A 23,214-nucleotide genomic window follows, 5' to 3' on the forward strand; every position below is an offset into this window, starting at 1 on the left:
AAAAAGCGCCCTGAATTAAGGCGCTTTTTTCATACATTTCTTTGATAATCATCATCATCTTCCTCATCATGAAAATCAATTTTATATCCATTTCCTTTCCTCTCTCCATATACCCACTTTAATGATTTTCTTAGTTTGGATAATGCTGCCTTTATCCTCTTTTTCTGAAATGGACTAACCATTTTGTTCATATTTGGATTTATCATGCCAGATAATCGCTCAATATCATCACAGACACAATTGACCCACTCATTTACATAATCAGAATGATTTTCAGGATTATCTTTCAATAACTCCAGCATGATAATTTGATTTGCATCTTCGTATTTAAACCTACAATTTGATAATGTTTCTTCAATAACCTTTTTCTTTTGTTTATTATCCAGAAATGGATATTCACTATGTTTGATGATTTTATTTAAAGCTCTCGAATCTTCCGTACCAATCTCCCTATTTAACAACCTTTTATATAATACGTTCCGATATGATTTATCACAATCCAACTTAAATATCGTAATAAGGGCGTCTTGACTTCCTTTTGCTTCAGCCACTTCTCTACGGAATTTTTCTGGTATCTCCATTCCTTTACTTTCTCGATTAATAACAGATATCGGCTTATTAATTTTTTTTGATAATTCCTTCTTAGTCATTCCGTTATCTAAGGCTTCCTTTATCAACAATTGCTTCTCAAACTTGGTCTTTCTTTTTTGGTGCATTGTATCTGTTAACATTTCAGTAGCTCTATCGGCTCTTGAGGTTACAACTTCTGAAACCCTACATAACACTGTGATGAACTGACCAGGCTTCTTCTTCATCGCCTCAAATCTACGTATCCCGCTAATAATGATGTATTTCCCGTCAGAATCTGGTCCTTGTACCCTAAGAGGTTCTTTTAGACCTTGATGAACCAAATTATCTGCTAGATCTGTGTCTCCTAACTGAATTCTTCCGACCAAATCAACCTTTAAATCATTAAGGGGTATTAATCTTGTCTCCTCCATCAGTTCACCCACTTATGACATTTTTATTAGGTTTATGATGCAGGAAAATTGTCCTATGACATTTAGGTTATTTCATCTGAATATTCTTCAATTAAGCTTAACAATCGATGCCCATCAATTAGATGTATAGGCTTGTCCAATACGTAATCAACAGCGGGTTTAGTAAAATTGCCAATGGTAATATAAAACCCTTCTTTTGCATTCATATCGATTAATGCACTATGAAATTTTTGAACGTCAGGTCGAGTTACTTTTGGTGAGTTATATCGTTTGCATTCTGCAATGCAAATTTCGTTCCCCTTTTTAAAGATAATATCCTTTCCGCCATCTCCTGATTTCCTTGTAACCGTCACTTCTTCATAGCCCATTAATTTAAAGAGAACGGCAATATACTCCTCAAAATCAAACGGGTCCATCGTTTTTAGGCGTTCCATGTTTCCACTACGGCGAATCTTTACCTTCTGCTGATGTTCTATTCTCTGCTTTTGCTTTAAATACTTATATTTCTTAAATTTTATAATAAAAAAAATAAGTCCGAAAGTTAATGAACCCCATAAGAACCATTCAAATATAGTCCAATTTAATATTTGATTAATAATCCAATCGATAAAATCAATCACTCCAAGCGTTGCCTTATAAAGGATGTAACCTACATATAAAATAAGAGTTAAAGCTATTATAAAAATTGCATCATTCGATTTACGCTTGGAGCGCCGTCTTCTCCGTTTAGCCATGAAAACCCACCTGTTTTTGGTTAGTTTACCCATTCCTTTCTGGCGGTATAATTTTTCTATAATCATTATAGAAATAAGGATTATTGATGAATAAGGTGCCAATGACCAAATTAAATTAATTAACCTTTATTGAAATACATGGTAAAATTGACTTCTAAAGCTTCTTTTCAAAAGACTCTTGGAGGAAAATATGCGTATCGATTTTACTAAGCTTAGAAGAATCATTAGTTCTTCAACTAGTGCATCAAGAAACGCAATAGATTCGAGTGAATCGTTGTCTGAATTTACTGCTTCTATTGCCAATTACATAGAACACAATCATCGTATAAAAGAAAACGAAATGGCAATGATTACAATGTCAATGGAGGATTGGCGAAGAAAACGCAATAATAGGACATACTCTGGAAGTGATCCGATTAAAATTGGAGATATTTTTTATGCAGATTTGGGTTTAACTTATAGTCCAGAGTTGGCTTATAATCATCCTGTTGTAATTCTGGAACAGATTCGTGGATTGTATTTAGTTCTTCCAGTTTCAACTTCCCATGATAGTTTGACAAAAGCTTACCATCCGATATTGAATCCCACAGGTAAAAAATTTCTAAGAAAAGTTCTTGCAAGTGAAGGGGAGGGTTTTTTGGAGGACAGTGCAATTTTGATCAGCAATATGAGAACGATTAGCCCAGCAAGACTTCACGGTGACAAAAAGGGTTCAATGAATAACGTAACTGACCCCTCCTCACTATTCCAAGAAATCCGTAATACAGCATTCAAAATGGCTTTTCCTAAGTTAGAGTCAAAATCAAAAAGGACTTATTCACTTATTAACAAACTTTGGAATAATCGGAGGATTTTACAAGAAAAGATTAAATTACTTGAAGAGGAGAAAAAACTCCTAACTACACAGATTAATCTACTCCAAAATCAAACAGAAAATAATTGACACATTGGACAATTTCTAATACAATTTGATTAAGAAAAGATATTAGCCGAAGGGCAATTAGATTGAATGACTATAAGCCGAAGGGCGAATAAAGGTGTGCATTAGATGCACACCTTTTTGATTTAAAAATTGTCCTTTGTGTGCATATTATTCCTAAAATTGCATACCCTATTTATATAGGGATCTGAGTGCGAGCCGAAGGGCAATTGTTTTATTGAGTGTATCCCAAAAAAGACCCGTTATTATGGGTCTTTTTTTAATGCAAATAAAAGTGCATTAATATGTAGTTTAGCTTTGTCACTCCTAAGTTGACTTTAACCCTGTTTGCAAGTACGATTGAATTGACCGTGAATCTCGATCACTTCAAACCGAGTAGTTTCACGCGGATTTCTTTATAATAAAGAAAACTAAAAGTGGATTAACTCCAAATGTATCAAGGAGTTACACATTTACGGAATATTCAGAAATACCATACACGAACTTCAAAACCGAGTGTGAGGCACGTGATGTCTCAGGTGGGTTCGATTCCCACCTTCTCCCGCCAAATACATAAACAATAGCTGACCTATTTGGTCAGCTTTTTTATTGTCTTCCGCTTCTTCGAATTGGGAATCGCCCCTAACCTACAACCGTGGGTTCGATCGTCCGTGAAGACTTCTTCGAATAATCTCAGTAGGACGCACGTCTTTTTCTTCCTCTGTTTCCGCGAACGTTAGTGAGCACTCTAATCAATGAAAAAGAGTATTCCCACCTTCTCCCGCCAAATACATAATGAACACCCCGGACCATCGGTTCGGGGTTTTGTTATTGTTCTACCTCTTCGATTTGGGAATCGCCCCTAACCCACCCCAGTGGGTTCGATCGTCCGTGAAGACATCTTCGATTAAGCTTAGTAGGACGCACGTCTTTTTCTTCCGCTGTTTCCGCGAACGATAGTGAGCACTCTAATCAATGAAAAAGAGTATTTTATCCTAGTTATCTACGTTCTTCTTGTCATTGTTAGACGTACAAGCTGGGGCTACTTAACTAGGACTAATTTAATATATTTTGAAAGAATATCCGCTAATAACCATGGATATCCGCCCTTCCACATATGGCTTCCGCTCATAGTATAGAGTAAACCCAATGAAAGGGGGCACATAAATATGAGTGCTTGTGGAGTAGGTGGATTCTATGGAGGAAGCATTGCGTTTATTCTTGTCCTTTACGTGCTTCTAGTTATCGTGAGCCGCACTAGCTGGGCATACTAAGAAGCAGTTCCCTCTTTTATATTTGCTGACTTGACTAAAATCCCTACGATAAGGAGGTATTTTAATGGGTGCNGAGCCGCACTAGCTGGGCATACTAAGAAGCAGTTCCCTCTTTTATATTTGCTGACTTGACTAAAATCCCTACGATAAGGAGGTATTTTAATGGGTGCAGCAGCAGGAGTAGGTGAAGTCTACGGAGGAAGTATTGCGTTTATTCTTGTCCTTTACGTGCTTCTAGTTATCGTTAGCCGAACGGGCTGGGCATACTAATAAATTTAGAGAGACTAAAAAGTCTCCTCAGGCTGTCGAGAGATTCTCGACAGCTTTTCATTATACATAAGATAGTTGTTGATTTAATGGGATTATATACGGGGATATTGACCCCTTAAATCTTCCTACCGTATACGCCATCATTTTTAGATTATTGTCTGTATTCCCATTTGATGATGAAGCTTCTCCTGAGCAAATGGTAGTTTCTCTTTCAATAGAAGGTCCTCCTTACTTAACCCTTTAAAATGATGAACGAGTTTAGTCCAGCCTTCTAAAAGGATTAATAAGAATATGTGATCCAAGGGAAACAAGGAGGGTGCCACATGGGGTTAACTTATCCTTATTGTAAAAATTTCATCGTCAGACAGTAGTCGCACATTGTGTGGGAGGACGACGCTATTATGGGGTAGTGGAGACTGTAAACACGGATCATATTGTACTTAGAGGAATTGATCCAAGGACAGTCGGAGTAAAAGCCAACACGAAAAAAATCACCCTTGAAAGATCTGGGAAACAGCAGACACCAGAATTTGAAACTGTTCAGTACTATGGTGCTGGTCCTTATAGCGGGTACTATGTATTACCCTTGTATACATTATTGGCTTTATCTCGTACGGAGATGAGTAAATAAGAACTAAGGCTGAACCAAAAGGACACTGAAGTGCCCTACGGCTCAGCCTTTTTTATTTCTTTCTAAGTATTAAAAAAGGGCTTAAACCCGAATGGGTAAGCCCTCTTTATCGAACTAGTACGCCCAACCTGTACGGCTCACAATGACTAGAAGGACGTAAAGAACAAGGATAAACGCAATACCGCCTCCATAGCCTACGCCAGCTACTGCACCCATTTAAAAACCTCCTTACGGTAGGAATTTAAGAATTTCTTAGTATCCCCAGCCAGTGCGGCTAACAATGACTAGAAGGACATAAAGGACAAGGATGAAAGCAATACCTCCACCGTATAATCCACCTACACCTACTCCACAAGCACTCATATTTATGTGCCTCCTTTCATTGGGTATACTTCATAATATGAATGTAAAGCTGAGGGGGAAGGGCGAATGCCTCTAGTCATTCGCGGATTTTAGAAGAAACTCATGCGGAACAATGGATGACCAAACATTTATGCAATGAAAAAAAGGAGACGGTGAGGTCTCCCTATTTATCTATAGAATTAGTGAACTCTACTAAAGTTAGATCATTTCTAGTAAGTGGAGCCTGTACGGCTAACAATAACTAAAAGGACATAGATTACTAGGATAAACGCAATGCCGCCTCCAAAAGAACCTGCCCCATAAGCGCTCATAAAGATCACTCCTTTTCATCAAGTTACTCTATCATATGTAATATTAAGGACAAGGGAAGGGCAAATATCTAAGTCAAATGTATAATTTCGTTAAATTCAAGAGATCAAAAAGGGTTCTTTGAATATGAAAAAGAAACGACCAATTTCGTGTCGTTTCTTCCCGAAAGGAGGTGATCAATGAGTTTACCTGTAGCTGGTGTAATACATAGTATGGATGCACATCTGAATATGTTATAGGCAAAAATGGATTTTGTCAGACTAGTAAACGTGGTGTGTACTTTTAAGGCCCGATTCACCCTTTTTCCATTTGAAAAACACAGTACTTTAATTGATGAGAAAAATACTAAGTTTCTCTTTCGCAAATCGTGCTTCGCTTTTTCTAACATTACTTTATTTCTATCTAAAGCTGATACCTTGCATTGAAAGGTTTTTTTCAAATAAGCAGCTGTCTGTCCTGTACCGCACCCTATATCGATGATGTTCGTTTCTGGTCCTATTTTTATTCGTTGTAGGACTTCTTTCGTTAAAGCCAACCCTCCTGGGTGTGCACCTCCAATCCCAAACCAAGCCAGCATATCAAGATATCCATTCGCGTATTTCAATCTGAATGTCCTCCCTTTTATGGCCTAAACTGAGGGAACAACGTCATTATGCACGTTATGAGGTATCCTATTCATTCGACTATTTGATCGTACCAGAGCAGCTAGATCGATCCGTTTGTAAAATATGAATGGCATACATACATATTACTTCCTTACTTAAAGTACGGATCTTGCTTCCATATGATCTTCCCTTTTTTATCGATATAAGCTTGTGTTGTGCTCTTTCCATCTGTAAGGACAACTTGCGATAATCCATTGATAAATGGAGAGAACGAACCCGTAACCTGGTAAGGAAAATCGCTTAATTGCCTTTTATTTTCTTTATTTATCCAGAGCCATTCGCCATTCCATTCTACCGAAGCCCATCCTTCAGAGAAAGGAGCAGCATGGTCATAAATAGGTTCGATGACCCAATTTCCATTGTAGTCGATGTAGCCGTATTTCCAACGGCCATCTTCTGCTTGTATACCGGCAGCAGCTAATCCTTCTGAAAAGTCTTGGGCTGTTTTGTATTTAGCCGGTATGACCCAGTCTCCTCTGGTATTCACGTACCCCCATTCGTCTTGACCCAATTGGGCTGCTGCAAGTCCTTCTGAGAAATATTGTACTTGCGTGAACGTGTTAGAAGATACTTGATTTCCGTTAAGATCGGCAAAATAGTATTCAGAACCCTTCCCTTCAATATGACGTTTCATCAGCAAGGTCCCTTCATTATAACCTACTAATTCATGCGAGATATCATAATCAACCGAAGCTATTCGTTTCCCACTACGATCAATAATTCCATAGGTTATAGTCGCCTTTCCTTTTTCCACTAACCCAACAAGAGCATACCCCTCTGATACATAACCGTATGAAAAACCTCCAGGGTAAGAGAATGAAGGAGGAATAACTACTTTTCCACTTTCATTGATATAACCTTCTCGGTTATTTGCAGTTCCCTTCGCCAGAGTTACAGCGGCTAGACCTTCCGAAAACTCATTGGCCCAAGAAAATGTACCCGGAAACGCAAGGCTTCCATTTTTATTAATATATTTATACTCATTTTCTTTAACAGAGACAAGAATAGGCTGATCCCCATTCGGTACCAGGATACTCTTATATTGAGGTTGGACAACAACCTTGCCCTTCCTATCTATCAGTCCAAAGATGAAGTTACCATTCTTATCTCTCTTTTCTATCGGAAATAATTGTGGTTTCTGTTTCACTAATGTACGAGAGAGTGTGACCGGTCGCTCTTTCGCTGTTGTCAGACCTTTCTCTTTCAAATTTTTTAGTATTTGAACAGCTTCCGCCCTTGTCACCAATGCCCCTTTATCAAATCCTTCTAGGGTTGCCTCCGTTTTGCCGCTTGCCAATCGATGATTCAACACAAATTGCACGGAATTATCCACATTATGATGATATCCCTGGCTGGATGCCATAAATTTAGCTACATCCCCACGAGTAATTGGCTTATTTACTATCTCTTTTTTATCAAGCCAGTTCATCTCCCTCGCTTTGTTGTAGAATGGCTCGGCCCAATGTGTACTGCTTGTAGATAGTCCTTGGTTGGTATTTTTATAGCCCTTCACCAGCATCGTCAAAAATTCGCTCTCTTTCACATAACCTGTGGGTTTCACGGTATGATCAGGATAGCCTGTGATGATCTTTTCTTGCACTCCCCATTGAATCGTTTTATATCCCCAGAAAGACGGGGATAGATCCGTAAAGGTCATCTCACTTGAGACTATATTCGATTCTGCATAAGTAGAAGGAAGAGTGAGAGCATAACCTGCTAGAAGGACCGAACAAGACAGGATGATTTTGCTTAGAGATTTTTTCATATTTAAAAATGACCTCTTTATTTTTGATTTATTAGTACGCTAAATCTTAGACTTGCAATGGAACAAATGGTTGCAACATCCCTAGAGGGAATTTATCCCATATAAATAAGAAAAGACCAGCTCTGGAATTACCTGAGCTCGCCTTTCTGTGGTTACAAACTTGCTACTTTTCCTTTGGTCGTATGATAAACCTCAAAAAATTCCTGATAGAGAGCATGGACCGCCTTTTTCATGTGATTCTTTTTGACCCCAAACATCATGCCTACTTCCGAGCAGCCTTGGTTGATTAATTCCACATTGATCTTTTGCCTGGACAGTACACCCGAAGCTTTAGATAAAACAGAGAGATTATTTCTCATCTTCGGTCCTACTAGCATCACGACAGCCAGATCACGGCAGACCATGAGTTGATCTACGGCTAGCTCTGCTTTCATCCGTGCCGTTATGCGAGCCTCTTTTTCCCGACTTAAATCCCCCTCTCGGAATAGCAGGGAAATATCATCATTTCCAGACAGATTATATTCAAGCGGAAGATTCTCCTCCTCTAGAATTTGTCTCAGCTTAAAACCAAAATCCGGCTCTGAGTGCATGAGATATTTACAAAGATAAATACTGCAATAGCCTTCATCAGAAGCAATGCCGGCCACTAAGTTGGAGTCTGCTTCTCGTCTGCTCACAATCATGGTTCCTGGTGCGGATGGATTGTTGGTGTTTTTTATACATATAGGAACCTTCGCGCGAAAAGCGGGGATAAGAGCTTCATCATGAAAAACTTCGAAGCCTGAATAAGAAAGCTCCCTCATTTCCTTGAAGGTCAATTTGTTGATACCACGAGGGTTGTTGACAATATTCGGATTTACGACAAATACCGAATCTACATCTGTAAAGTTCTCATAAAGATCCGCTTGGACAGCTGCAGCAAGGATCGAACCCGTAATATCTGATCCCCCTCGGGAAAAGGTCACAACCGTACCCTCAGGATTATAGCCGAAAAAGCCCGGAAAAATTAGAACTCCCGATTTTTCTTTTAGAACGCGGAGACGAAGGTAGGACTCTGGGAGCACCTGTGCTTTCCCATTTTCTTTAGTCAAAAGCAGCCCCGCCTCTTTAGGATCGATATAATGAGCCTCAACTCCCTTACTTCGCAAGTAGGCAGCCACAAGCTTCGCGCAATGATCCTCTCCACTCGCTTTAAGCAACTCCATATACTTCGTTCTATCTTGTGAATCAGAATATAGCCGCTGAGAAAGATCCGTCCTTATGTGATCTAGGATTTCATCAGACAGCTCCAAACCACGAACCATTTCCTCGTAGCGGGAAAGGACTGCAGAAAAAATTTCTTGGTATGGCTTATTCTCCAAATACTTCTCGGCACAAGAAATCAAAAGATCTGTCACCTTAATGTCTTCTTTATAGCGTTTGCCAGGGGCAGATACAACTACTATTTTTCGAGTGGGATCATTTAATATAATGTCACTCACTTTTTTCACTTGTGAAGCAGTAGCCAAGGAAGTCCCGCCAAATTTACATATCTTCATCCATCCGCCCTCATTTCTTAAGTATAATATTCATTTGAATCATGCTGCCTAGCATGAATAAGAATTTAGACAGCACAAAAAGACCTGCATATTTATTTAACCAATAGAATAACTTTACACCTCGTACTGCCCACATTTAACAATGCTAACAGTACAAAAAGCCCCCTTGATTTTTGGCGGTCTATGACCTCCTTCGCTTTAGCCGACGAAGTTAGCTGACGGGTAGGATGGCGAAAGAGCTAACTCATCCCTTCTACAAATTGTAAAATTAACCCCACTTACTTGGTTCCTCCGCTCCCAGTGTACTGGGATTAGGCCGTTATGCTGTTTTTTTACTTTCTTAAGTTTATACTATTTGGGTAGTTATGGAAATCAAGCCTGCTTGTAATATCCTGGTATATTTATTCAAAAAACCATGTCCTATAACCAGCAGCCCTTTTATTCTTATTATTCCTCCCAAATACTCCATGAAATTAGAATTCTCTCATGAATCAGGATGGGAGCGATCTCCGATTACTCAACAAAAAGAAAGAAGGCTGCCATAGCAGCCTTCTCGAAATAAAACACGAGGACTTCCTAATTATTTATTATTGGTTTGGATCATGAACTCCCGGATCAAGCTAGCGAACGCTTCGGGTGCCTCTAATGGCAGGTGGTGAAAGACCCCTTCCATCTCGTGCAGTGGTCCACCCGTGATCCGCGCAAGTTCTTTAGCGCCCTCAGCTGGCATTACTTGACTTTCCTTCGCACGAACGAACCAGGTGGGGCAGTTAACCTGTTCGGCCAGTGCCACTGCTTCAACCTTTTCGATGGCCAGTGCCCGTCGATCAAATCGTTCTCCCCAACGCCCATCCTCCTGTTCATGATAGCAGTCCTGAGCAACTTGCTCCACTCGTTCCTTCGGGGCGGCGTGCTGAGGGGGCAGGAATCTATAATTAGCCACAGCGTCTTGTAGAGTGTCGTAAATACGTCCACTCTTTTGAGCAGCTTTGTGTAAGCCAGCTAACTCCTCTTCCGGGGAGTCCATTTTCATATCAGCGACTAGTAAAGCTGAAGGAGGACGAACCCCCCGACTAGCCACTTTGAGCCCCACATAGGCTCCCATCGAATGACCTACGATGGCATAAGGCCCGTCGAATTTCTCGACAAGCTCCTCGATGTCTCTTGCGTAATCATCGAAACGGTAGCTATCGGCCCAAGGACTCTGACCGTGACCTCGAAAATCAGGGGCGATCAGATAGTACTCCTTCTCCAGGTAGGGTGTTACCCACTTCCACCAGCCACTGTGACAGGCAAGGGCGTGAAGGAGTAACACGGGTGGATTTTTTGGATCTCCCCACGTTTGATACTTCATCTCCATTGTCTTGACCTCCATTCTCCGTGATCGTTTAATTCCATAATAACCCATTGTATGTATCGTACATTTGAGAGATTTAAACGTCAACAGAGAGTTACTTGTTAGGAAAGGCCCTTCATTTACAACTGAGAAGCATATTTATTTATCTCTTTACCAAGCTCGTCAATCTCTTTAATGAACTGAGAGATTTGATCCGTTGACTTAGCTTGCGTATTCCCAACCTCTACCACTTTGGCAATGGAATTAGAAATAGCATTCATAGACTTTTGCATATTGGTCAATGTCTCTCTGATTTTTACGGTAGAATTAACCGTTTCTAAGGATAATTTACGAATTTCGGTTGCTACTACACCAAACCCTCGTCCCATATCCCCTGCTCGGGCAGCTTCTATTGATGCATTAAGTCCTAATAGATTGGTTTGATCAGCAATGTGTTTGATGAAAGTCAGGACTTCGTCTGACTTTTTCACTTCTTCACTGGCTTGTTTAGATTGCAGGAGCAAGTTATTGCTAATGTTAGCTAACTCGTCTGCTCCTTTTGCAACCGTGGTAATTCCCATGTTTGCCTCTCCTATAGATTTCACTATTTGTTCAGAGAAGCGAAGCAACTCTTTTTCACTTTGCTCTTGGATCTGTATGGCAATGGCTCCGATGACCTCACCATTTTCGTTAAAAATAGGCTCAGCAAGTCCCGTGAACGAGAACCCGAAGAATTCAGCAGGCACATCAGCTTTTATTGACTTGCCGTATCTGATTGTGTCTGCTAGAGGCTCCTTAGGGTTAATTTTCATACCTGGTTTTACGCCAATATTTATTTTTTCGCCAGGATAATAAGCAATCCACTCCTGTCTGTTTGAAACACCTATGCCCACTTTGGGCAGCATTGATTTTAAGATAGGTATCGTAGCGAGAATTGCTTCTAGTTTATTTACTTCAGTATGAACCACTGACATATTGGACCACCCTCGTATAAATTCGTAGTTATGTTTACTCTATTAGTACCAGAATTCTTAATTTTCGTCAAACTTTTGTATAATTTTATTATACAAAAGTTTGACACACTGAACAACATTTTTACTCCGCTGGTTTAGCTTATATAACAACATCTTATAAACTTGATAAATAATTATTATAATGACATAATTTAGGTGTGGCTTTATTTAATAGTTAGAGGAGGATTTTCAATGGCAAAGGTTACGTTTAAAGGAAACCCGATTACACTCTTAGGCAATGAAGTCAAGGTGGGCGATCAAGCCCCTAACTTTACGGTATTAGCTAACGATTTATCTCCCGTTACCCTTGAAAATTCTGAGGGAACCACCCGGATCATCAGTGTTGTCCCTTCCCTTGACACGGGAGTTTGCGACCAACAAACTCGCAGATTCAATGAAGAAGCGGCACATCTTGAAGGTGTAACGATTTTAACCATTAGCGTTGACTTGCCATTTGCCCAAAAACGTTGGTGTGGTGCTGCTGGAATTGATAAGGTTCAAACATTATCCGATCATCGGGATCTTTCGTTTGGAGAAGCTTACGGAGTCGTTATCAAAGAACTTCGTTTGTTGGCACGTGCTGTTTTTGTTATTGATAAGAACAATAAGATTACCTATGTGGAATATGTTTCTGAGGCAACCAATCATCCAAACTATGATGCCGCAATTGAGGCAGCAAAAAAAGCTTAAATGTCTTGACAATATAATTATTACTAAGTAATAATTATATTTAGATTGTAATTATTATATATAGCGATAGGGTTTTTTGACTGATCTAGCTATATATCACTTTCAAACACTAAGGAGGAATTTGTAATGTCACTAATTGGAACTGAAGTAAAACCGTTTAAAGCACAAGCTTTCCGCAATGGAGAATTCATTGAAGTTACTGATGCAGATCTGAAAGGAAAGTGGAGTGTAGTTTGCTTCTATCCAGCAGACTTTACTTTCGTATGCCCAACTGAGCTTGAGGATTTGCAGAATCAATACGAGACTTTAAAGGGACTTGGTGCGGAAGTGTATTCCGTTTCAACAGATACTCACTTTACACATAAGGCATGGCATGATAGTTCTGAGACCATTGGAAAAATTACTTATACCATGATCGGAGATCCTTCTCATACAATCTCTCGCAACTTCGATGTCCTTATTGAAGCAGTTGGTCTTGCTGATCGTGGTACGTTTATCATTGACCCAGACGGAATCATTCAGACGGTTGAAATCAATGCAGGTGGCATCGGCCGCGATGCGAGCACACTTGTTACTAAAATCAAGGCAGCTCAATATGTTCGAAACAATCCAGGTGAAGTTTGCCCAGCGAAATGGCAAGAAGGTTCTGCCACACTTAAGCCAAGCCTTGACCTTGTAGGAAAGATCTAAGGAGTACATGACATGCTACTCGATGCAGATATTAAGGCACAATTAAACCAGTACCTTCAGCTAATGGAAGGCGAAGTGGTGCTTAAAGTCAGTGCAGGCTCGGATGACGTATCTCGTGACATGCTTGCTCTGATCGATGAATTGACTAGTATGTCTTCGAAGATTACGGTAGAGAAAGCCTCATTATCCAGGACGCCAAGCTTTGGTGTCAATCGTGTAGGCGAAGATACAGGGGTTGCGTTTGCGGGTATTCCTTTGGGACATGAGTTTACTTCCTTAGTCTTAGCTCTACTTCAAGTCAGTGGAAGACCTCCGAAGGTGGAACAAAGCGTCATCGATCAAGTGAAAAACCTGCGCGGGGATTACCACTTTGAATCTTACATCAGCTTGAGCTGCCACAACTGTCCTGATGTTGTTCAGGCGCTGAATGTAATGAGCATCCTTAATCCTACCATTAGCCATACCATGATTGATGGTGCCGTGTTTAAAGACGAAGCAGAAAGCAAAGATGTCATGGCTGTGCCATCAGTCTACCTCAATGGCGAATTCTTTGGCAGTGGTCGTATGACACTCGAAGAAATTCTTGCTAAGCTGGGTAATGCTCCGGATGCATCCGAGCTTACCAATAAGGAACCATTCGATGTACTGGTGATTGGGGGCGGACCTGCCGGTTCTAGTGCAGCTATCTATGCTGCACGCAAGGGGATCCGAACAGGAATCGTGGCGGAGCGCTTCGGTGGTCAAGTAATGGACACCGTAGGAATCGAGAACTTCATCAGTGTGAAATATACGGAAGGTCCTAAACTGGTAGCCAGTTTAGAAGAACATGTGAAAGAATACGGCATCGATGTGATGAAATTACAGCGCGCTAAGCGTTTAGAAAAGAAAGATCTCATCGAAGTTGAATTAGAGAATGGGGCTGTTCTGAAGAGTAAGTCGGTCATTATTTCAACTGGTGCCCGTTGGCGTAATGTGGGGGTTCCAGGCGAGGCCGAATTCAAGAACAAGGGCGTAGCCTACTGCCCTCATTGTGACGGTCCTTTGTTTACAGGAAAAGACGTAGCCGTGATTGGCGGTGGTAATTCCGGTATTGAGGCGGCCATCGATCTCGCTGGGATCGTGAAGCATGTCACGGTTCTCGAATTTATGCCAGAACTGAAGGCTGACGCTGTCTTGCAGAAGCGTCTTTATAGTCTACCTAACGTCACGGTTCTCAAGAACGTTCAGACGAAAGAAATTACCGGTACAGACAAGGTTAACGGTATTTCCTATATCGAGCGTGACACGGGAGAAGTAAAGCACATTGAGTTGCAGGGCGTGTTTGTTCAGATTGGGCTTGTACCCAATACCGATTGGTTAGAAGGCATGGTGGAGCGCAACCGCATGGGCGAGATCATCGTCGATAGCCACGGCGCCACAACCGTACCTGGTGTGTTTGCTGCAGGCGACTGCACCAATAGCCCTTATAAGCAAATTATTATTTCTATGGGATCTGGTGCGAGTGCTGCCTTAGGCGCATTCGATTACCTCATCCGAAATTAATAGAGGTTGTCCCTACAGGTTGGTAAAAACCTTAGGGATCAACCTCTTCTTTTTTGGTCAGTGTCTAATCACTAATCCTATTTGTTAATGGATCTTTCAAAGATAATCTCATATTCTGTAGGTTTACCATGACTATTATAATGGGTCGGCAAAACTTGAACCAATCTCCAACCTTCCTTTGCATATTCATCTATGGTTTCGCGATGTTTAGCCGATGAAAAAAATCCACCTAATGAAGTTTCTACATACTTGTATTCGTACATTTGCTCAAGGACCTCCTATGTTTCCAACGTACCCACTGTCCATAGTACTAGTTAAAGCTCTAGCTTCAACGTCTGTTGATCAACTTTTTTTGCAATTTCAATCATTTTATTTGCAGGTTCTTCGGTTTTAGCTCTCTCATAATGAGTAATACACCAATTCCATACACAATAGAAATAGCCAAAGGCACAAGTGTAAAGGCGAGCTCAATAAAAAAACTACCTAAAATAAAAGAGGACAAACAGGTGCCTAGAGTAACAAAGAGATAAGCCTTGCTTTTGTAAATCCACATATAGGGTAGAAAATGTGAACCGCCTAATAATCCAATGGTAAAGGGCAAGTATTCTGGAATGTTCATATAAACAACAATAAATACAGGAATGAAAAAGGCCTGAGGAGCTGCAACCATTCCTCCCAATGTCCCGAGAGGATTATTCGTCACTAAGAGATTTACATTCATCACTTTGCCTAGTAAGATCCCCAATGGAAAGATGACACTCAGTCCAATAATCCATATAAGATATACCGTTTCCATGGGAAAAATAAAGGGTAGAAAGGTAAACAATAAAAAGATAATGGAACCTGATAATAAAATAGGAAAACCTTTCTTAGCAGTGACTATCATCTCCGTTTGCAATTGTTCAAGTGCTCGATTCATTTCTTCCCCCTTGGAAAATGAAATACTAATTAAGATTAGATTTTACCATTTTTTGCCCTGGCTTGGTAATGAAAAAATAACTGCTTGAAAGATTCACCAACCATTCTTTTTTGCACAAAAATCATTACTTTAGTGTTTAGTTATCACCTGGGATCGTCTGTAAGTCGTTTTTTTGTTTAAGAGGACATTGGTTCCTTTATATCCCCGAAAAAACCTTAAAGAGAAGGTTTTTCGGACACTGAGTCCGCTATTAACTTAAATTTATGGGGAGAAAGCCAGGTTTTGAAAAATAAAGGAATCCATGTCCGCTTGAACTTCCACCTCAGCGATTTTGCCCCATTTAAAGCACCTCATGTCCGCAAACGAAAAAGACCCTATCGCTCGAACTGCAGCAACAAGGTCTTTTTACTTCAACCATCGCATATTCTACTCTCACTTTTTTGTTAATTCGCCTTCGCTTTACGCCCTTCGTGGGTAATATTCACGACAGCACCTTTGAGCCATGGCATCATATAGCGGTCGACACCCCAAGCATAAGCAGCTGTTCCCATGCCTAACAGGATAAAAGCGATCGTTAGCAAGATTGGATTGGTGCTGATCGTTCCTGCTAGAAGGAAGTTCAGGTTCATGAACGCACCAGCATAGAGGGCCACCGTTGTAAACGCACCGAGAATCAGTCCTAAGCCGACAGCTACTTCTCCCCAAGCAACTAAGAAATTGAATAGCTCTACATTTGGAAGCGCGAAGCCTTCAAGAAATGCTGCATACCAGCCTTTTACGATAGGGTTTTCTCCGCCGGCTTTCGCGATGGCGCCGTTTAAATATCCAGTAGCATCAAAATTACCGGTCGCCTTTCCCCATCCTGCAGTCAACCATTGGACTCCTAACCAAATCCGAACAATCGTCCATAAAGGAACCATATAAGTGCTTCTCATCTTTTCCATCATTTTCATCCTATCCTTTCTCTCATTGATAGATTAGGTATTTCATTAAGCATTTGATACTTTTCTGAAGCATTGACTCACCTCCTTGTTACATCTTTAGTATAGTTGATTTCGCTTGATAATGTGATACTCTTCACAAAGTTGAAACGAATTGATCACGAATTATCTATATAAGTTTCACAATTCATCCATAGCCAAGTCGAATGACAAATGAACTTTAAAAACCACCTTCGGTATAGTCCGAAGGTGGTTCCTTTATATAATCTTAAACCTATTCACGTTTTCCTGAAGATCCTTTGACATTTTATTCAACATAGCAGATGAAGATGTGATTTCTTCTATGGAAGCCGTTTGTTCCTGAATAGAGGCTGCTACATGTTGGGTATTTCCTGTAGTTTGTTCAGTTATACCTGCTATACTCTTAATCATTTCAACCATGTTTCGAGAATTATCATTTACTTGTTCGATAATGGCCGCTACTTCTTGTGTTTGAGTAGATACCTCTTGAATGTGTTGAACAATATCTTTAAAAGAAGCTCCCGTTTCATAAATCATTTGTGTACCTTTTTCTACCGTAGTAATTCCGCCATTCATTGAATCAACAGCTCTTATTGTTTCTTCTTGGATCTCGATGATAAGCTCTTTGATATCCCCAGCTGCTACACTAGACTGTTCAGCTAGTTTTCGAACCTCATCAGCAACCACAGCAAAGCCTTTCCCATGTTCTCCTGCTCTCGCTGCTTCTATGGCTGCATTTAAAGCCAACAAATTGGTTTGGTTAGCAATTTGAGTAATAATACCGACAATCTCTCCAATGGCCTTAGACTTTTCACCAAGTGATCCTATTACTTTTGAAGTCTCCATCACCGAATTCTGAATCGAGTCCATTTGTTGTACCGTATCGTTCACCATTTGGGCCCCAACGTCTGCTTTTTTATTTGTCTCCGTTGTTACATTCGCAACAGATTGAATGGCGGTCGAAGTTTGTTCCATTCCTTTGGAAATTTCTAACGCTGATTGTGTAAGCTCCTCTGTACTGTGTGCTTGTCTTTCAGCTCCAAAAACAACCTCCTGAACAGATACAGATATTTGCTCAATCGCCCTATTATTTTGCTCTGCACTCATTTTTAGTTCTTCTGAATAGTTAGCTACTTGAGTAACTGTTTCATTAGTCTTTTCTATAAGACCTCTTAGACTCTCAATCATCGAGTTAAAAGCGCTTGACAACTGACCAATTTCATCCTTTGATTCATAATGAATATAAGAAGTTAAATCACCTTCAGCTGCTTTTTTTGTTGCTAAAACAACCTGATTTAATGGTTTAATCACAATAAATTGTACGAATAAAGTAATGATTGCAGTAGCTACAACTAGAGTAACGAGAGTATTAACATAGACCCCGTAGCTACCCTCAATAAACTTTGATAAGTAAGAGTTTAAGTAGGAGGATATTGGTGAACTAATAAGCAAGCTAATAACAACAGCCGCTATGGTCTTCATCCGTAGGCTACGTTTTACATTAGTGACATTAAAAACTTTGGTTAAATTACCATCTAATGAAAGTAATGAAGCACTGTCTTTTTGTTTATGCATAAATCTCACCCTCCTTTTTTGGTATACCAATTATAACTTATTCTAACCTGCATTTAAAATACCGAAGATGCAGGTATGAAAGACAGGTGCGATTTTTAACGTCAAATAAGTACTACGACAGTTGGAGGCAGAACATGAAAAAACAGCTAAGCGTTTTATTATTGTCCTTATTGTGTGTTGGGTGTGCTTCTGGGGTAAACAAAGCTGTGATTCAGCCCATAGAGTCTAAGGCAGGAAGTGGCTCCGGTATCGTTAAAAAACTAGACGTTCGAATGGAGGGAGAAATGGAGACTGTTGAGGTAGAGATTCCTTTTCAACATGAGGATATCCCCGCTTCTTGGTCTTTTAAAATAGACGGAGAAGAGAAAATAACCATAGACAACACGGAGGATTCCATCGCCCATTACGATATTCAAGTGAAGGACCTCGACCAAGATCAGACAGATGAAATCTTATTCTATCGCTTCCCGGGAGGTTCAGCAGGTGCCGTTCTTCTATCCATTTATAAGCCAGAGAGAGAAGCGTGGAAGCAGCTATTTCATTCCGACTTGGCCCAAGCCTATGGCGATACGAACCGTTTTGATATTCGCTATATAGGGGACTACAAGGTGAGCTTCGAGGATAAGCTTGTTAACCATAAAGTAACCATTTACCTTGATCCAGCGAGATACGAGGGGAATGAAGAATTTCTAAAGGGTATTGCCACATGGATTGATCCTGTTATGAACTATGAAATTAAGGATACAAACGGAGATGGAATCCAAGAAATCATGACGACACAGCGAGTGATCGGTATCAGTCACCCTGATACTCTTGCAGAAATGCTAACGAAGTTTGAACTTGTGGATGGGACCTTTAAACCTGTATCCTATCAGCTTATCCAAGAGCTTGCGTTCGTGCCGCTGCCTTAATTGCATTTACCTTTGTCTCTACGAAAAAAGGGAGTAACTGCTACTCCCTTTTTTAATTGGCTGATATTTAGGCACAAGAATAGGCGAATGACATAGGATGATAGGACATTAATTTAATGATTAGGTGATTTCATTGATGTTTCAAAAATATAGCATGGTTATGGATAAAGAATTGACCCTGCAGATTTTAGATATGAATCGAGTCCCTTGTATAAAATTAGTGGATATTAAAAACGGAGCCTTTGAGTTTCCTATCGTGGGAAGATTTCATGGTCACCATGGGGGAACGGATATCGCCATTGTGCAAAATGCGGAACAAGCAAGAGAAGGTGGATATGATTACTTTACCAAACTATATATTATGGAAAAGGAGTTTAGGGTAGATGTAAACGGGTTGTCCATTATCAAGGTCGAGGCAGCACAGCCGGATGAAGTGATCCTCCAGGAAATTCCGATTCGGACAGAAGAGTTTGGCTGGACTTGGAAAGAATCAAGTTTACCGGAAGGTTGGGATGACTTCGTCATTAGGGCCTTGTATGTGACGGGTTGTACACACGGAACAGTGAAAATCGGCATGACTTCCAAGGGGTCCCCGTTGATTATAGACATTAACCCACTACAGGCCCATCCTATAGAAACAGAGAGTCCTCCAGAAGATTTTAAGATCGGTTTAGATGTGGAGTTTATGCTATGTCATAAAGGAAATTTAATTTCAGCATCGCATTTTCTTCCGATCCAAGGGGATGTAGGCTGTGACCAAAGGCAATTGGAAGGGGACAGCAGCGAATATCCACTTGCGGAAATAAGAACAAAAGCCTCCCTCTATCCATCAGAGGTTTATGAAAGCATACAAAAGCTATTGTCAGACGCCAATGAGAGGGTTCCCTATCAGGATATTGAATTCCGGGCTGGCAGCATGCCTTTTTCAGGATATCAATGCGGAGGTCATCTTCATTTTGATCTTCCGTTAACACTTCCTCTGTTGCGGGCATTGGATCATTATCTAGCGATTCCCATTGCCTTAGTCGATGATACGAGAAAATCCAAGCGACGCTATCGAACCAAACATGGCGGGTTGGGCAGATATCGTCTTAAACCCTATGGGTTTGAATATATCTCCTTATGCTCATGGATTGTTGAACCTGAACTAGCCAAGGCAATTCTACATCTAGCAAAAATCATCGGCCATCACTATCATGAGTTGCCCCATACAACAGAGTTATTTGATCCTCTATTTCAGAGAGCCTACTATCATGGGAATAAGTTATATTTACGAGAATTGTGGAGGATACTACTTCCAAATTTGAAAGAAACAGCAACGTTTATGCGGTATCAATCGGAAATTGAACCTTTAATAGACCGTATTCAGCGCCATGAGGAATGGGCAGCAGACGAGGATATAAGAAAGAATTGGGGATTGTCCGTATCGGATCAGGAATTCAGTCCAGGTGCGGTAGTCAGGTTAAATAAGTTTTTAAGAAAAAAGTATCAACTCGATGTGGGCAGCAAGACATCCCTACAGATGGGCCAGACAACCGCTTTTGCTTCAGTAGGCGCACATCCCTTTGCCTTTCGAAATCAAGACCCCCTCGTCTTGTCCGAGGAGTTGCGAGAAACCTTGCATCTGCCGTCGGAGTGGACCCCATTAGTTTCTATGCAAAGGGATAGACTTACTCTAGGACCGGTTATTGGAATATTAGCAAAACGTCCTTTTGGCAGACAAGAAACATTCTTTCAACTACTAAGCCGAAGAGGACGAGAAAAACAATATCTTGTATACGTCTTTGAACCCCAAGATATCGATTGGGACCGGCTGCTGGTTAAAGGAACTTATTATCTCCGCAGTGAACCGGTTACAGCATGGCTTCCTTTTCCTCAAGTTGTCTATGATCGTTACTTCCTATCCAACGCTAAATCGGATTCCATTCATGAGATAAGGGAGCGTCTGCGTTCTCACCAGGTGAAGTTCCTCAATCCACCCGCGTTATTCGAAATAACAGGTGATAAATGGAGATGCCATAAGTTCCTATCCCATTATCTTTCTGATTATTTGCCAGTGACCGTTCGGTTGGAAAAATCAGAGGATCTGTTTGATATGCTCAATCGGTTTGGGGACATCATGCTCAAGCCCGTTGGCGGAGCTTTAGGACGAGGTATTATTCACATGGTCAGAACCCCAACAGGTATAAAATGGGTAGATGCATACCGAGAAAAGGAAAACCTCTGGAGTCAAGAAGAGGTCCAGGATGAGATCGAACGAATGATGGCTCAATCAACCTTTATTATTCAACAGACGATTGAGCGGAAAACCTATCAGGATTCTTTTGTGGAATTGCGAGTTTGCATGCAAAAAAACAGCCAAGGGAAGTGGATGCGAACCGGTGTGGTTGCCAGGTTAACGAAAGCAGGTATCATCTCGAGAAACCGGGATCAGATTACTCGATCCAGTGTGGTGCTCGAAAAGCTGTACCCTGAAGAAAGCATCCGAAAGCAGATCTCAAATGAAATCTCCCAAATGGCAAGAAAAGCAGCGCATGCTCTAGAGGAAGAAATCGGAGCCTTTGGAGAGTTTGCCCTTGATGTCACCATCGACCAATATGACCGGATTAAGATTATTGAACTGAATGCAAAAGCCGATAATCTATTTTCTTCTATTAAGGCTTATCAATTAAGAAATCTAGCGGCATACCGGCCTTTAAACTATGCTGCAAGGTTAGCTGGATTCGACCCCACTATGGAATAGGTCTATTTACTCATTGTTGATCCTGTAGGAATAAGTAAAAAGAATCAACCCAAAAAGGGGAAAATATCTTATTCTTTTTAAAAAACAAACATACAGGTGGATACTTTCAATGAGAAAACAACTAACCGCAACGATGATCACCTCAGCTCTTTTATTGATGTGTCAACCGTCTTTCGCCGCAACGAGTTCGTACACGACAGAAGAAGCGATTCAACGATATCAACTCTATTACGATGACTATGTAAAAGATGAACTTGGTGAAGTGGAGCAATACCGATCAGCATCTTCCAAAATCAAAGGAAGCCTGGCTGATCAGCTCATTGAAAGAGCCATCTGGTATATGGAAAATGGCTACATGGTCTATGGAGATGGCTGGATGTCCTACCATACGGATGGGATCGTCAATTGTTCTGAATTTACAAAGCTAGTTTTTGGCGATTTTAACTTTAAGCTTACGGATATCGCCAGTCAATATGACAAGGTGGGAATCCCTGTTCCGGGAATTTCGGCAAAAAAGACCAGTCAGGGATGGATGCTTGAAGGCACAGAAAATTTGCTGCCTGGAGATATTTTGACATGGTGGAAAGATCGCTCTGACGGTACCCGTTACATTGCCCACGTGGGCATCTACATGGGACAATTGAATGGCCAGCCAGCGGTGATTGAAACGTCATCGGGCAAGGAGCTGACAGCTATTGGAATTAAGAATAGCTTCAAATACTGGTATGGTGAACACTTTTTCTCCGCTCAGCGCATTCTCCCTGAGGGATCCTGGTCGCCTGGGAAGACCATCGTCGACCATGAAGCGAAGATGCCTGTCATTCCCCAACGATATGTGTTGCCGCCGCAAAAGCCGATCGTACTGCCTGAAGGGTTTACTCCGTCAGAGCCAAAAACAGGTTCGTATATCGCCACGAACAGGGGATGGGTCAGCGTATTTAGCAAACCTAGCCTATCCAGCACAATTACAGGCCGGCTCGAATTAGGTGAAGAAGCACCGATGATTCAAAAGCATAATGATTGGTGGTATGAAATTCGATTCCATGATTCCATTGGATATATCACGACCAATTCTGTTTATACACGGCTGGTCAACTATTAAACAGTTTTACAAAGATTATTTTCAATATGATAAACACGACACTCATAAATAAAAAAGATATGATCCAAAATAAAATAGATGTCGGTGTTGTACTGCTTCCAAATGCTACTTCATTCTGGAGGTAGTCAACACTCTGATAGCTATTTACGATATCAGGGACATAATATAGCGTTTTGATGTAACCTAATCCGATGGTCCCCAGTAGGAACAAAACATGGATGATAGATGAAAAAATAAAGGACTGTTTAATTGTTTTTTTCAT

General features: G+C 40.7%; 25 protein-coding genes and 1 riboswitch. Of the genes, 10 read left to right on the plus strand and 15 right to left on the minus strand.

Translation table 11 applies throughout. The features are described from left to right. Positions 1-29: 29 nt before the first annotated feature. Together EIZ39_RS23815 and EIZ39_RS23820 are read right to left on the minus strand one after the other, a co-directional pair. Positions 30-1,001, minus strand: a complete 972-nt coding sequence (locus EIZ39_RS23815) for a ParB/RepB/Spo0J family partition protein (RefSeq protein ID WP_129203627.1) — start codon at positions 999-1,001, stop codon at positions 30-32. A 62-nt stretch (positions 1,002-1,063) separates the two neighbouring features. Beyond that, positions 1,064-1,735: a restriction endonuclease gene (locus tag EIZ39_RS23820; RefSeq protein WP_164985288.1), complete on the minus strand. Its 672-nt coding sequence runs from the start codon at positions 1,733-1,735 to the stop codon at positions 1,064-1,066. A 190-nt stretch (positions 1,736-1,925) separates the two neighbouring features. Between EIZ39_RS23820 and EIZ39_RS23825 the strand changes: the two genes are divergently transcribed. The 4 genes from EIZ39_RS23825 (at position 1,926) to EIZ39_RS23840 (ending at position 4,829) form a co-directional block, all read left to right on the plus strand. Continuing rightward, a complete protein-coding gene (locus EIZ39_RS23825; RefSeq protein WP_129203631.1) occupies positions 1,926-2,678 on the plus strand; it encodes a type II toxin-antitoxin system PemK/MazF family toxin in 753 nt (250 codons plus the stop codon). A 1,145-nt stretch (positions 2,679-3,823) separates the two neighbouring features. Further along, complete coding sequence (locus EIZ39_RS23830; protein ID WP_129203633.1) at positions 3,824-3,928, plus strand: YjcZ family sporulation protein; 105 nt, start codon at positions 3,824-3,826, stop codon at positions 3,926-3,928. A 162-nt stretch (positions 3,929-4,090) separates the two neighbouring features. Continuing rightward, positions 4,091-4,198, plus strand: coding sequence for a YjcZ family sporulation protein (locus tag EIZ39_RS23835; RefSeq protein ID WP_129203638.1), 108 nt, complete (start codon positions 4,091-4,093; stop codon positions 4,196-4,198). 382 nt (positions 4,199-4,580) lie between these two features. After that, positions 4,581-4,829, plus strand: coding sequence for a hypothetical protein (locus EIZ39_RS23840; RefSeq protein ID WP_164985289.1), 249 nt, complete (start codon positions 4,581-4,583; stop codon positions 4,827-4,829). 114 nt (positions 4,830-4,943) lie between these two features. On the opposite strand, the gene EIZ39_RS23845 is transcribed toward EIZ39_RS23840, so the two are convergent. The 8 genes from EIZ39_RS23845 to EIZ39_RS23875 all read right to left on the minus strand — a co-directional run bounded on the left by EIZ39_RS23845 (position 4,944) and on the right by EIZ39_RS23875 (position 11,779). Next, positions 4,944-5,045 (minus strand): YjcZ family sporulation protein, encoded by a 102-nt coding sequence (locus tag EIZ39_RS23845; protein ID WP_129203642.1) that lies wholly within the window; start codon positions 5,043-5,045, stop codon positions 4,944-4,946. A 36-nt stretch (positions 5,046-5,081) separates the two neighbouring features. After that, the gene (locus tag EIZ39_RS27145; RefSeq protein WP_205668633.1) at positions 5,082-5,192 is read right to left on the minus strand and encodes a sporulation protein YjcZ; all 111 of its coding nucleotides are present in this window, start codon (positions 5,190-5,192) and stop codon (positions 5,082-5,084) included. Between the two features lie 209 nt (positions 5,193-5,401). After that, positions 5,402-5,503, minus strand: coding sequence for a sporulation protein YjcZ (locus tag EIZ39_RS23850; RefSeq protein ID WP_129203644.1), 102 nt, complete (start codon positions 5,501-5,503; stop codon positions 5,402-5,404). 104 nt (positions 5,504-5,607) lie between these two features. Beyond that, complete coding sequence (locus EIZ39_RS23855) at positions 5,608-6,105, minus strand: class I SAM-dependent methyltransferase (RefSeq protein ID WP_240675927.1); 498 nt, start codon at positions 6,103-6,105, stop codon at positions 5,608-5,610. A gap of 152 nt (positions 6,106-6,257) precedes the next feature. Next, the gene (locus EIZ39_RS23860) at positions 6,258-7,931 is read right to left on the minus strand and encodes a WG repeat-containing protein (protein ID WP_129203646.1); all 1,674 of its coding nucleotides are present in this window, start codon (positions 7,929-7,931) and stop codon (positions 6,258-6,260) included. A 152-nt stretch (positions 7,932-8,083) separates the two neighbouring features. Further along, a complete protein-coding gene (locus EIZ39_RS23865; protein ID WP_129203648.1) occupies positions 8,084-9,469 on the minus strand; it encodes an aspartate kinase in 1,386 nt (461 codons plus the stop codon). A 185-nt stretch (positions 9,470-9,654) separates the two neighbouring features. Continuing rightward, a riboswitch (cyclic di-AMP (ydaO/yuaA leader) is annotated at positions 9,655-9,797 on the minus strand. Positions 9,798-10,049: 252 nt separating this feature from the next. Beyond that, positions 10,050-10,829 carry an alpha/beta fold hydrolase gene (locus tag EIZ39_RS23870; RefSeq protein WP_164985290.1) on the minus strand — a complete coding sequence of 260 codons (780 nt, stop codon included), beginning with the start codon at positions 10,827-10,829 and terminating at the stop codon, positions 10,050-10,052. A gap of 116 nt (positions 10,830-10,945) precedes the next feature. After that, on the minus strand, positions 10,946-11,779 hold the full coding sequence (locus EIZ39_RS23875; RefSeq protein ID WP_129203652.1) for a methyl-accepting chemotaxis protein: 834 nt from the start codon (positions 11,777-11,779) through the stop codon (positions 10,946-10,948). 231 nt (positions 11,780-12,010) lie between these two features. Here EIZ39_RS23875 and tpx point away from each other — a divergent pair, with 231 nt between their 5' ends. From tpx to ahpF, 3 genes are all read left to right on the plus strand, one after another. Further along, a complete protein-coding gene (gene tpx / locus EIZ39_RS23880) occupies positions 12,011-12,508 on the plus strand; it encodes a thiol peroxidase (RefSeq protein WP_129203654.1) in 498 nt (165 codons plus the stop codon). Positions 12,509-12,634: 126 nt separating this feature from the next. Then, positions 12,635-13,198: an alkyl hydroperoxide reductase subunit C gene (gene ahpC, locus EIZ39_RS23885; protein ID WP_129203656.1), complete on the plus strand. Its 564-nt coding sequence runs from the start codon at positions 12,635-12,637 to the stop codon at positions 13,196-13,198. A gap of 12 nt (positions 13,199-13,210) precedes the next feature. Then, the gene (ahpF, locus tag EIZ39_RS23890) at positions 13,211-14,740 is read left to right on the plus strand and encodes an alkyl hydroperoxide reductase subunit F (protein WP_129203658.1); all 1,530 of its coding nucleotides are present in this window, start codon (positions 13,211-13,213) and stop codon (positions 14,738-14,740) included. Positions 14,741-14,817: 77 nt separating this feature from the next. Here ahpF and EIZ39_RS23895 read toward each other — a convergent pair whose 3' ends face one another. The 4 genes from EIZ39_RS23895 to EIZ39_RS23910 all read right to left on the minus strand — a co-directional run bounded on the left by EIZ39_RS23895 (position 14,818) and on the right by EIZ39_RS23910 (position 18,196). Next, entirely contained in the window at positions 14,818-15,003 is a 186-nt protein-coding gene (locus tag EIZ39_RS23895) for a DUF4177 domain-containing protein (protein WP_129203660.1), read from the minus strand. Between the two features lie 101 nt (positions 15,004-15,104). After that, complete coding sequence (locus EIZ39_RS23900) at positions 15,105-15,659, minus strand: DUF7010 family protein (RefSeq protein ID WP_129203662.1); 555 nt, start codon at positions 15,657-15,659, stop codon at positions 15,105-15,107. Positions 15,660-16,102: 443 nt separating this feature from the next. After that, positions 16,103-16,603, minus strand: coding sequence for a DoxX family protein (locus tag EIZ39_RS23905; RefSeq protein ID WP_129203687.1), 501 nt, complete (start codon positions 16,601-16,603; stop codon positions 16,103-16,105). A gap of 255 nt (positions 16,604-16,858) precedes the next feature. After that, entirely contained in the window at positions 16,859-18,196 is a 1,338-nt protein-coding gene (locus EIZ39_RS23910) for a methyl-accepting chemotaxis protein (RefSeq protein ID WP_129203664.1), read from the minus strand. Positions 18,197-18,330: 134 nt separating this feature from the next. On the opposite strand from EIZ39_RS23910, the gene EIZ39_RS23915 reads away from it, so the two are divergent. The 3 genes from EIZ39_RS23915 (at position 18,331) to EIZ39_RS23925 (ending at position 22,952) form a co-directional block, all read left to right on the plus strand. After that, positions 18,331-19,107: a hypothetical protein gene (locus EIZ39_RS23915; RefSeq protein ID WP_129203666.1), complete on the plus strand. Its 777-nt coding sequence runs from the start codon at positions 18,331-18,333 to the stop codon at positions 19,105-19,107. A gap of 136 nt (positions 19,108-19,243) precedes the next feature. Next, positions 19,244-21,850 (plus strand): putative amidoligase domain-containing protein, encoded by a 2,607-nt coding sequence (locus EIZ39_RS23920; RefSeq protein WP_129203668.1) that lies wholly within the window; start codon positions 19,244-19,246, stop codon positions 21,848-21,850. A gap of 109 nt (positions 21,851-21,959) precedes the next feature. Beyond that, positions 21,960-22,952, plus strand: coding sequence for an SH3 domain-containing protein (locus EIZ39_RS23925; RefSeq protein ID WP_205668634.1), 993 nt, complete (start codon positions 21,960-21,962; stop codon positions 22,950-22,952). On the opposite strand, the gene EIZ39_RS27430 is transcribed toward EIZ39_RS23925, so the two are convergent. After that, positions 22,942-23,214, minus strand: coding sequence for a hypothetical protein (locus EIZ39_RS27430; protein ID WP_240675928.1), 273 nt, complete (start codon positions 23,212-23,214; stop codon positions 22,942-22,944). The genes EIZ39_RS23925 and EIZ39_RS27430 overlap by 11 nt on opposite strands.

This window comes from Ammoniphilus sp. CFH 90114 (assembly GCF_004123195.1).
Lineage (GTDB): Bacteria > Bacillota > Bacilli > Aneurinibacillales > RAOX-1 > YIM-78166.